Below are 15,123 nucleotides of genomic sequence, written 5' to 3'. Positions count from 1 at the left end.
ATATATCACCTACATAGCCTCTATCATACTTTTTAATATATTTGTTGAATTTTCAACAGCAATAGGTATGAATTTTTCATAATCAATATGAGCACCATTACTGGCATTATCAGAAATTGATCTTATTATGACAAAAGGAATATTATTCAAATAACATACTTGAGCTATGCTGCCGCCTTCCATTTCACAACCTATAGCTTCAAATTCCTCCTTTAACCAATTTATCTTCTCTAAACTTGCAATAAATTGATCCCCTGATACTATTCTACCCACAAAACTATTATATTTAGTATTTTTCTCACAAGCATCTTTTGCAAGTTTTACTAATTTTTCATCACATTTAAAATCAAAAGTTTCCAATCTTGGTATTTGTCCAAGTTTATCTCCAAAAACGGATGTATCCACATCATGCTGTACTAAAGTATTAGCTATTATAACATCTCCTGGATAAATGTTTTCACCAATTCCTCCAGCTACACCAACATTGATTATTTTTTCTGCATTATAATCATCTATTAAAATTTGAGTACACACTGCAGCATTAACCTTTCCAATACCGCTTCTTACTACTATAACTTCTTTACCCCATATTGTGCCTATATTAAATTCCATTCTTGCCTTAGTTTCTCTTTTACTTAAATTTATATTTTTTAATAAGATTTCTATTTCTTCATCCATTGCTCCAATAATTCCAACTGCCATATTTATTCTCCTTCCAAAATAAAATTTATCAAATTATTACTGTATGCTTATATAAGCATACAGTAATAATTTTTCATTGTCAATAATGCTAAAATTTACGTAAAACAAGAAAATCTCACTCTTTGAGTGAGATATATACTAATCCTCTTTAGCAAAAAAACTTTTAATTAAATCTAAATCATCATCAGGATACTCTGTTATACTAGATGGTTCCTCTACAATTTCTTTAGCTTTAACAGGAATGTCAGATACCTCTGCAGTCTCTACAGCATTTCCTACATTATAATTTTTAATAAAATCATTTTCCAGGCTGTTAAAAGTATCTATTTGTGCCTTCATAAAATTTTTAAATTTAGCTCTAAATTTTAAAAACTCTTGTTTTAAATTATCATAATCTTCATTAATCTTTACCACATCATTATGTGCTTTATTGATTATGTTTTGAGCAGAATCATTTGCTTTTTTTACAATTAACTCTGCTTCATTTTGAGCAGTTTCTCTTGCTTGTTCTGCTGCATTTTGTGCCAACAACAAGGTGTTTTGAATTGTTGTCTCTATTTTTGAATAATGATTTATCTTTTCTTCCATCAACTCTAGTTTTTCTTTTAAAAATGAATTTTCTTTATATAAAGTCTCATAATCTTCTCCAAGCTTATCTAAGAATTCATCAACTTCATCACAATCGTAACCTCTTAGGGACTTTTTAAATTCCTTATTATTTATGTCCATTGATGTAATTATCACCTTAACCACCCCATGCTCATATGTATTTTTTTACCTTTATTTTGCATCTTTCTCTTTTTGTCTTTCCCATTTTTTCTAAAACTCTAAATTTTCCATATCCTCTTACAGTAATAATTGCTTCTTCATTAATACAATAATCTTTATTATTTATTTTTTGATAATCTACAAGCACTTTCCCTTTATTGATTATATCAACGCAAGCACTCCTTGATATATTGCATAAGGCTGAAATGACACAGTCAGCTCTCATTGAGGTAGCAATTATATCTTTCTCTTCAAATTTATATTGAGGAATTATACTTTCATTAATATCAAGTATATCAACAATACATGGAGATTTTCCAATCTTAATTAGATTTTCTTTTACATAGTGTGAAATTTCACTGCAAACGGGAACATAGCAACTCTGATTTTCAACAATTAAGTCTCCGAATTTTTCTCTCTTGATTCCCAATGACATTAAAGCTCCCAAAAAATCTGAATGAACTAAATTTGAAAAAGATGACTTGTTATTAATTCTTATTAATTCTATGGGATATTCATTTAAATCTTCAATCTCATCTTCAACTAAAATTGAAATAGCTCTTCTGTCACTTTCTTCAAATATGCCAAAATTACTTATGTTACAATCCAATAGATTATTTATATTTTTTAGTGGTTTCCATATACTTGGTGGATAAAACTCATTCAAATATAAAGATTTTTTAATCCTTGTACAAAGTGTAATTTTATCATAAATACTTGATAAAACTACTTTATCTTCATACGGCACGCTGGCTAAAAACTCCTTTTTGTTCATAATTTATAATATCCCCAAAATTGCATTAACAACAGTTCGTAATATCTTGATAAAAAACAACCCAAATATAGGAGATAAATCTACTGGAAGTCCTTGAATAAACTTTTCTTGCACTTTTCTTCCTGGAGCTAAAAAAGGTTCAGTAAATATATGTATTACTTCAGTTATTGAATTTCTTCCTCTATAAACCCATGAAAGAACCACATCAATTAAAATTAAAATTTCTAACAATTCAAACAACAAGTTAAAAGCATTTCTAAGAATGAATATCATTTTACCCTCCTGTCTTATTTACTCCAATTTATTAGTCCCTTACTACTCAATTCATCTTTCAATTCATTGGATATTTCAACATTTGATGGCGAAAGAATATATACCCCTTTCTCAATTTCTTCAAGAGAACCGGCAAGCGCATAACTAGCTCCAGCCATAAAGTCTAAAAGCCTTTGAGCCACTTTTGATTCTAACGTAGTCATATTCATTACTACAATCTTTCTATTTTTTAGATTGTCACACATCTCTATAGCTTCATCATAGTTAGAAGGCTTAACTATTACAATTTTTGCACTAGTTGCAGCATGAATACTTACAACCTTATTATTTTGCATTTTATGTTTTGAAGAATTAAAAATATTATCAATTGGCTGTTCTTCATCTGATGCAATTTCATCTTCGAATTCTTCTATTTCATCAACCTCATCCTCTAATCCTAAAAAACCCATTAATTTATTCATTACCTTTCCTGACATATTATACCCCTCCTAAATATTTTTATATACTCTCTTTCCAAATATACCTTCGCCTACTCTTACCATATTTGCTCCCTCTGAAACAGCTATCTTGTAGTCTCCAGTCATTCCCATAGATAAGTATTTCATCTTAATGTTATCATACTGTTTTCCAGCCAAATCATCATAAATTTTTTTCATTTTTTTAAATAATTTTCTGCTGCACTCTTCATCTCCCTTTGGAATTATAGTCATAAGACCTTTAACTTTAACATTATTGCACTTCTCACAAACATTTATCAATTGTTCTAAATCTTCTACTAAAACGCCTGACTTGTTAGGATCTCTTCCTATATTGATTTGAATCAGCACATTAGCAATTTTCTCATGAGCAGCATATTTGCTTTCAATTTCTTCAAGGAGTTTTATACTGTCCAAAGAATGAATTAAATGAACTTTTCCCACAATGTACTTTACTTTATTTCTCTGCAAGTGTCCAATCAAATGCCATCTGACATCTGAATGAAATTCTTCCGTTTTCTCCACCAGTTCTTGAACCTTATTTTCCCCAAAATCTCTTGCTCCAGCTATATAAGCTTCTTCTAACTCTTCAAGGGTTCTAGTTTTTGAAACAGAAATCAGGGTAACATTTTCTGATAATTGATTTTCTATATTGCTAATATTCTCTGCTATACTCAACTTTATCTACCCCTTACTTTTAAAATTATTTTTTCTTTTTAATTTCTCTCATATATTTATTTTCTAATTTTCCTTCATTAGCTAAAATTTTTATTTTATCTGTCTTTATTATGTTTACATCTATACCCCTGTGTTTTAAAAAGCTTAGATACCCAACGTCCGATATCATATAACTGTATAATTTATCACTATTTCCAATTGCATTTATATTAAAGGGCGCCGGTATCTTTATTCCATCCAGTTCAATAAAGGCTCCCCAGCAAAAGATGTCTGTTCCATCAATAATTCTATAACCATTTATGGATATCACTTCTGCTCCAGCAATCTTTAATTCATTAATTAAACTGATTATATCTTCATCATGAATAATACCTGCTTTTTGATCAACGGGGTCTATTACGTTTCCCCAAAAATTGTTACTGGCATCCTTTATCTTTATAACTACGCCTTCTCCTTCAACATCTATATTGCCTAAGGTCATTTGGTTACTGAAAATTTCCTTATTCATTTCTTCTATTATATGAAATTTATCATTCTGATTTTCAAGATATTTTTCTAATTTTTTATGTTCTTTATAATATTCCTCTTGTAAATTGGAAATATCCTTATTTAATTTGTTAACATAATCATAGGCTTCTTGATATTCAGCTGGCGTTAAAAAAACTTTATTATTTATCTTTTTTAAATTCATGTTTGATGAAATTAGTACCCCTATAATTATAGAAGCAATAAAAACAAATATGGTTGCTTCATTTGTTTTCATTTACTCACCTCATTAATGTGACTTAGCTCTTTCTAATAATAATCGTCTTACTGCAGCAAAATTATTAAATATTCTTTCACCGAATACAATAACAGCAGCTAAATATATAGGCATGCCTAATTTATCTCCCAAATATGTAAGAGCTGCTGCCAAGACAGCATTACCAAAAAAACCTGAAATAAATATATCTGTTCTATACTTTTTATCAATAGATGCCTTTATTGCACCAAATACAGAATCAAGACAAGCAAAAATTGCAACTGATAAATAAGGTGAAAACCTTATTGGAATATTTATATCCCAAAATATTCCAATTATAGTTCCAATCAACAATCCAATAAATATTACCATCTAAAACACCTCTATTTATTTTTTATAGGTTTTGCATACTCGAATTTAAGGCTTTTATCATATTTGTAAATTTCCACATTATCAATAAAGTCATATTTTATGTCACACCCTGAAAATCCACTATCAAGTACTCCTGGAAATTCTAGTGCACCCTTTAGTTTGGCTTTATTTCCAATAGCCTTTATAGTTATACGTTTATACGGTGAAATTCTCTCCTCATTTATAGTAATATATTTACTAGCATTTCTTATACCCGTTCTTGACGTAATTCTAATATCATTAATTGATATAGCTTCTGCATCTGCAGCATTTAATTCATTTACAATTCTCAACAAATCACTGTCAACTATGGCTGGAGCTTCAGCGTTAGTATTAAATAGTGTATTTTGAGGTGTAATATACAATACAACACCTTCTCCTTGAACATCTACACTACCTGTAAGAATTCTTGTATCCTCCAGTTTTCCAACTATTTCCTTAGTTATTTCATCATTGCTGGCTGCTGCATTTTCATAGTTTTTAATTTGAGTTTGAAGTTCATTTATTTTTTTCTCCATATTTTCTTTTTGTTTTTTCAACTGTTCGATTTCAAGGGTAATCTGTGCAACATTTGTATCTTGGTCAATACTTTTTCGCTGCCTAGCTATAGACTTTAATTGATATGTAATCATAAAGCCTAATAAAATACATACTATCCCTACAGAAATCTGTGAACGATTTTTTTTCATAGTAGGTCCTCCTAGTTTTCTATAAAAAATACAGGGCTTCCTTTAAAACTCACATCTATATACCCCTTTTTACCTATTAACTTATTATAAACTAAAGTATTAATAGCTCTATTAAGCTTTTTTTGTAATTCATCACTTGTCCCAAGTTTAACCATCATATTGCCATAATATAATTTTATATCTGTTAAATCTTTAATATCAACTATAGATGGCTCAGGTATTCCATCCTTCAGGCTTTTTATCAATTCAGTAATATTATTTATAATCTGAAGCTTCCTTACATTGCTATTATCCAGTACTTCTCCAACCTTATAATTCTTTCCTTGAAATCCCTCTAAATTAATCAATTTCATTCCATTTATTGAACTTTTTTCTTCTAAAACAATTCCTTTTTCATCAATTACCAAATATTTATCATTTTGTTTTACATAGAATACTGCTGTTCTTTCTTCAACATATATATTAATTTTATTTGGAAGCTTTCTTTTTATATCTGCCTTAAGTATATACGGATTAGATAAAATTGCTGTTCTATTCTTTCTTAAGTTTAAGTAGAATATGTTCTCTCCCAAATTAATTTGTGATAATTTTTTTATTTCTTCCGAACCTATATTTCTATTATTCAAAACCTTTATATCCTTAATATTGAAATAAGATAATTTCAAACATAAAGTTACCACTACAGCTATTAGTATGACAATAATTGTTATATACCTTTTCATTCTTATTTTTTTTCTTCTTTTCTCTATTAACTCATTTTTAGAATTATTGCCTAATTTCAAACTCATAGCCATACTTTCCCTCTCAATTTTTTTTATAGTATACATCTATATAATACCACATAATGTATTAGGATTAAACGGATTTAATATTTTTTTTAATTAAATTAATATAGTAAAATACAGCACTGCATAAGCAATGCTGTATTTTAGTTGCTTGTCTGTCTTGATATATTGAGTAATATTCCCATAGCTATTAAATTGAACACTAAAGAGGAACCCCCATAGCTTATAAATGGCAGTGGTACCCCTGTAACAGGCATTGAACCTGTTACAACCGCAATATTTATAATAGCTTGAATAGCAATTACAGCTGTTATACCAATAGCCAATATTGTTCCATATACATCCTTAGCCCTAATTGCAGTTCTTATGCCTCTCCATATAAACACTAAAAATAAAGTAATAATAGCAATGCATCCTACAAGTCCTAATTCCTCACCTATTATTGAAAATATAAAGTCATTATGCGGTTCTGGTATATAATAACACTTTTGTCTTGATTGTCCCAAACCAGTTCCTAATATTCCACCTGAGCCTAAAGCTAAAAGAGATTGAATAAGCTGATATCCATCCCCTCTAGGGTCTTCCCAAGGATTCAAAAAACTCACAAATCGTTTCATTCTGTAAGGTTCTAATACAATACCAGCAACTCCCGCTGCAACTACCAATAACAATACAAAAGCCAAATGTTTCTTTTTACATCCAGAAGAAAACAATACTATTATGGTAACAATCATAATTACTGATGCTATACTCAAGTTTTTCTCTAGTAATACTAGTCCAGCATAAAAGCCCGAAACCACTAAATATGGCATAATTCCATATTTAAAGTTCTTTATTCTTTCACCTTTATTTTCAATACTTTTTGCCATATACAAAACTACAGCATACTTGGCTATTTCTGAAGGCTGAATAGAAGCGCCTCCTGGAAGGTAAATCCACCTTCTTGCACCATGATTAGAAGGGAAAACAAATACTGCTAAAAGCAAAATAATGGTTCCAATCATTATCAAACCTGTCTTATCTTTAATTTTATGGTAATCAAATTTTTCTGCAATTATCATGCTTGTTATACCTATAATAGCCCATAAACCTTGCTTTTTCAGAAAATACATATCATCGTTTTTATACATTTTACTATGTAATGCTGTATAAGAACTGGCACTATATACCATTACTATTCCAACAGCAACCAAGACCATTATTGTAACGAACATTATAAAATCAACTTGACCCATTTTTGCTTTGGGTTTTTTCATAATATATCCTCCTATTTAAATTGCTTATAAGGATAAAATATTCATTAATGACAAAAATCCTATTAAACATAATATTACAGTGATAATTAAAAATATTGTTACAACCTTTGTTTCATGCCATCCACATAATTCAAAGTGATGATGCAGTGGTGCCATTTTGAATATTCTTTTCCCAAATGATTTATATGAAGTAACCTGAAGAATTACAGATAAAGCCTCTGCTACATATATACCTCCTACTAATATAATAAGTAGTGGAAGTTTTAATATCATAGCCACAACTCCTACAACTCCTCCTAAAGCCAATGAACCAGTATCACCCATAAATATTTGTGCAGGATGTGCATTATATCTTAAAAATCCTAAAAGAGATCCACCTACTGCAGCACAGAATATTGCAAGAGTATAATGTCCAGTAGCAAAACTTACTACTGAGAAAAAAGTCATTACAAGAAGTGTTACACTGGTAGCAAGTCCATCTAATCCGTCAGTTAAATTCACAGCATTAGTTGTAGCAGAAAAATAAAATATTATAAAAGGTATATAAAGTATCCCCATATCCAACGTTTTATGTGTAAAAGGAATTATTATACTGCTCCCTATACTAGGACTTTTGTAACCATAAAAAGCTATGGTTGCTGAAACTATAAGTAATAAAGCCATTTTTTGTTTAGCACTTAATCCTTCATTTTTCTTATGTATGATTTTTAATGAATCATCTATAAGACCGATAACTCCAAATCCAATAAATGCGAAAATTGCCAACCAGATCTCATATCCAGGTTTTCTCAAAACAACAAGTATTGTAATAACACTTGATAATATAAATATTATTCCTCCCATAGTAGGTGTTCCAGACTTGGCCTTGTGACTTTCGGGACCTTCTTCTCTGATATTTTGACCAAATTTAAATTTGTGCAATAAAGGAATCAATATAGGTCCTTGCAGAAGCGATATTAAGAATGCCACTAAAACCGAATATATCATTAAACTCATTTTTATATCTCCTTTAGTTGGTAGTTTTTAGCTTAAGCTCTTTTACAATATCTTCAAATTTCATACTTCTAGAAGCCTTAATAAGTACTATATCTTCATTTTCAATACTGGTTTTTAAGTACTTAGCAGCCTCCCTGGTATTGTTAAAGCTTTTAAAATTCTTATCATTATTAAAGCCTTCTCTATAAGATAAGCTGTATTCCCCAATGCTCAAAAGTTCATCAATGCCTATCTTAGATACATATTCCCCAACCTCTTTATGAGCTATATGTGCTTCTTCTCCAAGTTCTTTCATAGTTCCCAGCACAGCAATTTTTCTTTTCCCTTTTATAGTATCCATAACATCTAAGGCAGCTTTCATAGAATCTGGACTAGCATTATAACAATCATCTATTATAGTGAAATCACCGCACTTTACTATATCCAGTCTCATGGATGTTACGCTAAGATTCTTTATACCAGTCTTAAGCCTGTCATACTCTATGCCTAAAACCCTTCCAGCAGTAATAGCTAATAATGAATTTAAGATATTATGTTTTCCCGGAATTTCTATATAAAATTCTTCTCTATTTTTTCCATCCAATGCAGAAAATTTTATGCTATTCTCATTAAGTTCAATGTCTTCCGCCTTATAATCCACTTCACCGTTAAATCCAATTTTAGCAATCTTATATTTTTCTTCATCTATGGTAGATAACATATCATTTTCATTATTCAATATTAAAACACAATCTTCTGTAAAGAAATCTGTTATCTCCATTTTTGCTTTAAGAATATTTTCTCTTGTTTTTAAGTTTTCTATATGAGATATACCAATATTAGTAATTATAGCAATATCAGGCCTTGCAGTCTTTGCCAATCTGTGAATTTCTCTCAAATCACTCATTCCCATTTCTAAAACAGCTATGTCATATGTGTTATCAAGTTCAAATATCATTAAAGGTAATCCTATTTCATTATTAAAATTCCCTTTAGTTTTAAAAACCTTAAACTGTGAACTTAGAGCTGCTGCTGTCAAATCTTTTGTTGAAGTTTTTCCAGTAGATCCTGTAATTCCTATAACTTTAACTCTAAGTTTGCTTCTATAATACTCTGCTAAATCCAGTAGTGCCTTTTTAGTATCTTGAACTAAAATAACTGATGTGTTTGAATTTAATTCTTTCAATTCAAACTTTATTTCATCTACTATGCACAGATTAGCTCCCTTTTCACTGGCTTCCTTAATGTAATCATTACCGTTAAAGTTTTCACCCTTCAGAGCTACAAAGATACTGTCTTTACCTATTTTCCTTGTATCTGTACTTAAATAATTATATTTATGAAGCTCTCCATTTATGTGTATTTTCCCATCAACAGCTTTAACTATTTCTTCAAAGCTTAATTGCTCCATTTAAAACAACTCCTTTATAATTTCCCCTATTACTTCTCTTTCATCAAAATGTATTACCTTATCTTTTAAAATTTGATAGTCCTCATGTCCCTTTCCGGCTACTACTATGACATCGTCCTTTTGTGCTATCTCCATAGCTTTTTTTATAGCATCCCTGCGATTTTCAACAATTAAATAATTTTCTTTTTTAATTCCATCAACTATATCATCAATAATTTTCATTGGATCCTCAGTTCTAGGATTATCAGAAGTTACTATGGCAATGTCTGATATTTCTGAACCAATTTTACCCATTATAGGTCTTTTTGTTCTATCTCTGTCTCCACCACATCCAAAAACACTTATCAATCTACCTTTTGTAAATTCTCTGGCTGTTTTGAGAATATTTTCCAACCCATCCGGCGTATGAGCATAATCAATAATAACATCATAATCCAAATTGTACTCTTTTGCAGCTATTTCACATCTTCCTGGAACTACAACATTCTCCAAGCCTTTTTTCACATCTTCCAAAGAAATTCCTTCAGCAAGACATGCTGCTGCACTGCATAAAGCATTATAAACATTATATCGTCCTGGAATACTTAAGTTTATATGTATTTTTTTATTTTCATAATACAAGTCAAATTCCGCTCCCCTTGAGTGATTAACTATATTCTCACCCACTATGTCTGCCCCTTCAGAAGCTGAATAGGTAATTTTACTTCCATCAATATCTTCAAACACTTTTTTTCCATAAGAATCATCTATATTTATAATTGAATTCTTAGTGTTTTTAAATAGCTTTAATTTTGCTTCATAATAATTTTCAAAAGTTTTATGAAAGTCTAAGTGATCCTGCGTTAGGTTCGTAAATATTGCCTGTGAAAATTTCACTCCACAAACTCTGTCTAAACTCAAAGAATGTGATGAAACCTCCATTACACAATAATTAATTTTATTATCTACCATATTCTTAAAAAGCTGTTGAAGTTCAAGGGATTCAGGAGTAGTTCTTTCAGCCTTTATTTTTTCAGTACCTATAAAATTTGCAATAGTTCCTACAAGTCCTACATTGTACCCCGCCTGTTCCAGAATAGACTTTATCATAAATGTAGAAGTAGTTTTTCCATTTGTACCAGTAACACCAATTAATTTTAATTTATCAGAAGGATTATTATAGAAATTTGATGCACTTATAGCAAGAGTTTTTCTGCCATCTTTTACTTTTATTATAGTACATTCAAGATTTTCATCCAAATTTCTACTGCAAATTACAGCTGCTGCACCCTTGTCACATGCACTTTCAGCATATTTATGTCCATCTACATTAAATCCCTCAATGCAGACAAACAAATCCCCTTCTCCAACCTTTCTTGAATCGTATTCTATTTTGTTTATCTCTATATCATTGTCACCTTTAATAATTTCATAATCCAAGCCCTTTAATATTTCTTTAAGTTTCATATAAACCACCTCTATAATACAAATTAATGTGATTAGTATAATATTATACTAATCACATATCTTATTTTTACATACTTATTGTAAATTCGACTTAGTCCCCTATCTCCTGCAATTTAAGAACAATAGTCGTTGTACCTTTATTTACTTTTTGACCAGCACTGATACTCTGATCTAAAACTACTCCATTGCCAATAACTTTTGCTTCTATTCCTAACCCATTTAATAGTTCTATTGCTTTTTCCTTACTATATCCTTTCACATTTGGGACTACTACTTCCTTATTATAATTTGAGGATGTTCCACTGTAAAGTACTATTTTCCTTCCTTCATCTACAGTGCAGCCTGGTTTAGGTGTTATATCAGTAATATACTCCCCTTTATCGTCAATTTCAAAATTTAATTTGGCTTCCTTTAAAACTTTTACTGCTTCACTTTTTTTCATACCCCTAACTTCTGGAACAACAACACTCTTTAATACTACATTATCTGATTCGCCTTCTTTTAAGGCTATATAATTGAATATATCTGTAAATACCTGTTTAGCAACCGGTGCAGCAATTTGACCTGCATAATAGTTAGATGGGTCCGGCTCATCAATTGAAATAAATATTGTTATCTTTGGATCTTCAGCTGGAGCCATACCTCCAAAAGAAGCAATATACTTTCCTGAAGCATACTTTCCATTTATAACCTTTTGAGCTGTCCCTGTTTTTCCAGCTATATTATATCCTTCAACAAAAGCCTTACTTCCTCCACCTTCTGAAACAACCTTCTCAAGGTATCCTCTTAGCCTATCCACAACTCCTTTATCAACTACTTGTTTCTTTCCATCATCCTCAAATTTTTCATCAACAATTTTTTGATTATTCTCATCATAATGAACTATTTCCTTCATAATATGCGGTTTAATCCACGTACCCCCATTAGCTATAGCATTTAAAGCAGTTATATACTGTATACCTGTCAAGGTATTTGTTTGTCCAAATGAAATTGTAGCTAAATCTGTTTCACTTATATTTGCTGTTTTCTTTATAATACCAGCAGCTTCACCTGGAAGGTCTATTCCTGTTTTTTTGCCAAAGCCAAATTTTTGAATATAATTGTTCAATTTCTCTGCACCTAATTTTCTTCCCAAATCCATAAAGCCCACATTGCAAGAATTTTTTAAAATATCAACAAAGCTTTCTGTTCCATGTCCAGTTCTTTTCCAACAATGTATGGTTCTTTTACCAATAGTTGTACTTCCGTTACAAGTAATCTGATAATTTTCTTCATCTATTACCTTTTCTTCCATAGCTGCTGTAGCAGTTATAACTTTAAAAATTGATCCCGGCTCAAAAGTATCACTTACAGCTCTATTTCTCCAATCCTTCTGCAATTCATTAAAGGTTTTTCCCTCTACCCATGGAGAGTTAGGATTATAATCCGGCTTATTTGCCATAGCTAATACTTCTCCATTTTTAGGATTCATTGCAATAATTGTAACAGTTTTAGCCTTATTATCCTTTAAGGCCTGTTCTGCTGATTTTTCACAAAAATGCTGAATCATATCATCTATAGTAAGTACAACATCCTTTCCCGGAACAGGTCTGGTATATTCTGAAATTGTATAAGGCAAATCCTGACTTTTGTTATCCGTTTCTGCTATTTTAACACCTGGAATACCAGCCAAATATTTATTATAAGTCAGTTCAACTCCCGTTAGTCCTTCTCCATCCGATCTTGTATGCCCTAACACATGTGCTAAAAAGTTATTATTAGGATAATATCTTCTGGTGTCTGGAGAAACTATGACACCGCGAATCTTTAAATCTCTAGCCTTATCGGCTTCGTCCTTTTCAATTCTTCGCTTTAAAGTAGCCGAACCAAGAGGCAATCCACTAGGTAACTTTTTATGTAATATCTTCAACACCTGATCTTTTTCCATGCTTAATGCCCCTGATAACTTAACAGCTACATCCTCATCCGTTAAATTCTTATCTTGCTGTGTTGTTCTAAGAGTATTCATATCCAAATCTACTCTATACACGTTTGCACTTACAGCAAGTTCATGTCCATTTTTATCAAGTATTTTCCCACGTCTGGCCTCAATTTTAACATCACTGGTCCATTGATTTTCTGCAATACTCTTATAGTCATGAGATTTTACTATTGTAAGATAGGACAATCTACCAGCCAATCCAAAAAACAAAAGCAAAAGTATGCAGAAAACAAACAGCATCCTTCGCTTTATTATAACTTTGTCTCTGTATTCTTTTTTTACCACACTTACTTACCTCCGTTAGAACAGAATCTTCTTTAATTTTTCTATAAAGCTACCACCTTTTTCCTTATTTTCTTCAACTTTTTTAAAATTATTTTTTTGCAAATCAATATATACAACGTTAGTTTTACTTTTAGGAATCATATTCAACTGCCCAACAGATATTTTCTCAATTTCTTTAATATTATTGAATTTAAGCAGTCCTATTCTTAAATTTTCATTTTCAGCATTTATAGCAGATATTTCTTTTTTTGTATCTATAATATTTTTCTCCATATCATAAATTAAAGAATATCTATAAACCAATATTACTCCCACTGTAAATGCTAATAGTACATTCTTTAATACTATTGCTTTCTTCTTTACACGTTTTTGTTTATTGATTTTTTTATGTTCTCTTTTAGAAGTTTCCAGTTCTTTATATTTTCTCTCTATTGTATTCCTTGAAGGTTTAAAATCAGGTACCAAAGCATTATTACCATTGACTGGATTGTTTTTATTTGTTACTATCACTTTATTCCCCCCATTTCTAATTTAGAACTAAATTTTTTCCGCTACCCTAAGCTTCGCACTCTTACTTCTTGAATTAATTTCTTTTTCCTCATCTGTAGGCTCTATAGGTTTTTTCGTAATTACTTTAACAATTGGAGTTTTCCCACAAATACAAATTGGAAATTCTTTTGGACATGTACAAGGATTCTCCAAATCCTTAAATTTATTCTTTATTATTCTATCTTCTAAAGAATGGAAGGTTATAATTGAAAGTCTTCCATTTTTATTCAAATTGTTTATACTATCCCCAACAGCCTTATCCAATATTGTAAGTTCACTGTTTACTTCTATTCTTATGGCTTGAAATGTCCTTTTAGCAGGATGCCCACCCTTTTGAAATCTAGCAGGTATTGCAGCCCTAATTATATCTACTAACTCTAAAGTGGTCTCTATGGGTTTTATTTCTCTAGCCCTCACTATAAAATCAGCAATTCTTTTTGCAAACTTTTCTTCTCCATAATCTCTCATTATTCTAAAAAGTTCACTTACACTATATTCATTAATTACATTATAAGCTGAAAAACCTTTTTCTCTATTCATTCTCATATCCAGAGGAGCATCCTTCATATAACTGAATCCTCTTTCTGCTGTATCAAGTTGATATGAAGAAACTCCCAAATCCATTAAGATTCCATCAACTTTATCGATCTTTAGTTCTTTTAAAATAGAGTCAATGTTATAAAAATTATCATGTACATAGGTTACATTTTCGTAATCTTTAAGTTTTTCTTTAGCAGCCTGAAGCGCATTAGTATCCTGATCTATCCCTATTAATCTTCCTTTGTTGGATAAACGTTTAAGTATCTCACTGCTGTGTCCAGCTCCACCTAATGTACAATCTACATATATTCCATCCTCTTTTATATTTAGTGATTCAATAACCTCATTTAATAATACTGATATATGTTTAAATTCCATAAT

17 protein-coding genes are annotated in these 15,123 nt (G+C 30.5%); all 17 read right to left on the bottom strand.

The window, feature by feature from the left end; genetic code table 11:
* Positions 1 to 9: 9 nt before the first annotated feature.
* Positions 10 to 702, bottom strand: a complete 693-nt coding sequence (locus tag OIO11_RS02245) for a 5'-methylthioadenosine/adenosylhomocysteine nucleosidase (protein WP_268069713.1) — start codon at positions 700 to 702, stop codon at positions 10 to 12.
* Positions 703 to 840: 138 nt separating this feature from the next.
* Positions 841 to 1,446 carry a DivIVA domain-containing protein gene (locus OIO11_RS02240; protein WP_268069712.1) on the bottom strand — a complete coding sequence of 202 codons (606 nt, stop codon included), beginning with the start codon at positions 1,444 to 1,446 and terminating at the stop codon, positions 841 to 843.
* Positions 1,447 to 1,462: 16 nt separating this feature from the next.
* Positions 1,463 to 2,245, bottom strand: coding sequence for a YlmH family RNA-binding protein (locus tag OIO11_RS02235; RefSeq protein WP_268069711.1), 783 nt, complete (start codon positions 2,243 to 2,245; stop codon positions 1,463 to 1,465).
* Positions 2,246 to 2,248: 3 nt separating this feature from the next.
* Positions 2,249 to 2,518, bottom strand: a complete 270-nt coding sequence (locus tag OIO11_RS02230; protein WP_268069710.1) for a YggT family protein — start codon at positions 2,516 to 2,518, stop codon at positions 2,249 to 2,251.
* A 14-nt stretch (positions 2,519 to 2,532) separates the two neighbouring features.
* Entirely contained in the window at positions 2,533 to 2,994 is a 462-nt protein-coding gene (locus tag OIO11_RS02225) for a cell division protein SepF (protein ID WP_268069709.1), read from the bottom strand.
* 12 nt (positions 2,995 to 3,006) lie between these two features.
* The gene (locus tag OIO11_RS02220; protein WP_268069708.1) at positions 3,007 to 3,672 is read right to left on the bottom strand and encodes a YggS family pyridoxal phosphate-dependent enzyme; all 666 of its coding nucleotides are present in this window, start codon (positions 3,670 to 3,672) and stop codon (positions 3,007 to 3,009) included.
* A 25-nt stretch (positions 3,673 to 3,697) separates the two neighbouring features.
* Positions 3,698 to 4,435, bottom strand: a complete 738-nt coding sequence (locus tag OIO11_RS02215) for a DUF881 domain-containing protein (protein WP_268069707.1) — start codon at positions 4,433 to 4,435, stop codon at positions 3,698 to 3,700.
* A gap of 12 nt (positions 4,436 to 4,447) precedes the next feature.
* The gene (locus OIO11_RS02210) at positions 4,448 to 4,786 is read right to left on the bottom strand and encodes a small basic family protein (protein ID WP_268069706.1); all 339 of its coding nucleotides are present in this window, start codon (positions 4,784 to 4,786) and stop codon (positions 4,448 to 4,450) included.
* Positions 4,787 to 4,797: 11 nt separating this feature from the next.
* Positions 4,798 to 5,514, bottom strand: a complete 717-nt coding sequence (locus OIO11_RS02205; protein ID WP_268069705.1) for a DUF881 domain-containing protein — start codon at positions 5,512 to 5,514, stop codon at positions 4,798 to 4,800.
* Positions 5,515 to 5,525: 11 nt separating this feature from the next.
* Positions 5,526 to 6,308, bottom strand: a complete 783-nt coding sequence (locus OIO11_RS02200) for a cell division protein FtsQ/DivIB (protein WP_268069704.1) — start codon at positions 6,306 to 6,308, stop codon at positions 5,526 to 5,528.
* Positions 6,309 to 6,442: 134 nt separating this feature from the next.
* Complete coding sequence (gene spoVE, locus OIO11_RS02195) at positions 6,443 to 7,555, bottom strand: stage V sporulation protein E (RefSeq protein ID WP_268069703.1); 1,113 nt, start codon at positions 7,553 to 7,555, stop codon at positions 6,443 to 6,445.
* Positions 7,556 to 7,579: 24 nt separating this feature from the next.
* Positions 7,580 to 8,551, bottom strand: a complete 972-nt coding sequence (mraY, locus tag OIO11_RS02190; protein WP_268069702.1) for a phospho-N-acetylmuramoyl-pentapeptide-transferase — start codon at positions 8,549 to 8,551, stop codon at positions 7,580 to 7,582.
* A gap of 13 nt (positions 8,552 to 8,564) precedes the next feature.
* The gene (locus OIO11_RS02185; protein ID WP_268069701.1) at positions 8,565 to 9,941 is read right to left on the bottom strand and encodes a UDP-N-acetylmuramoyl-tripeptide--D-alanyl-D-alanine ligase; all 1,377 of its coding nucleotides are present in this window, start codon (positions 9,939 to 9,941) and stop codon (positions 8,565 to 8,567) included.
* Entirely contained in the window at positions 9,942 to 11,387 is a 1,446-nt protein-coding gene (locus OIO11_RS02180; RefSeq protein ID WP_268069700.1) for a UDP-N-acetylmuramoyl-L-alanyl-D-glutamate--2,6-diaminopimelate ligase, read from the bottom strand.
* Positions 11,388 to 11,478: 91 nt separating this feature from the next.
* Positions 11,479 to 13,653, bottom strand: coding sequence for a stage V sporulation protein D (locus OIO11_RS02175; RefSeq protein WP_268069699.1), 2,175 nt, complete (start codon positions 13,651 to 13,653; stop codon positions 11,479 to 11,481).
* Positions 13,654 to 13,668: 15 nt separating this feature from the next.
* Entirely contained in the window at positions 13,669 to 14,163 is a 495-nt protein-coding gene (locus OIO11_RS02170; RefSeq protein WP_268069698.1) for a hypothetical protein, read from the bottom strand.
* A 27-nt stretch (positions 14,164 to 14,190) separates the two neighbouring features.
* The gene (gene rsmH / locus OIO11_RS02165) at positions 14,191 to 15,120 is read right to left on the bottom strand and encodes a 16S rRNA (cytosine(1402)-N(4))-methyltransferase RsmH (RefSeq protein ID WP_268069697.1); all 930 of its coding nucleotides are present in this window, start codon (positions 15,118 to 15,120) and stop codon (positions 14,191 to 14,193) included.
* Positions 15,121 to 15,123 lie beyond the last annotated feature (3 nt).

Origin of the sequence: Clostridium sp. ZS2-4 (assembly GCF_026719745.1) — a bacterium.
In the GTDB taxonomy this organism is placed as follows: domain Bacteria; phylum Bacillota; class Clostridia; order Clostridiales; family Clostridiaceae; genus Clostridium_H.
This window is presented reverse-complemented; position numbering and strand designations above follow the sequence as displayed.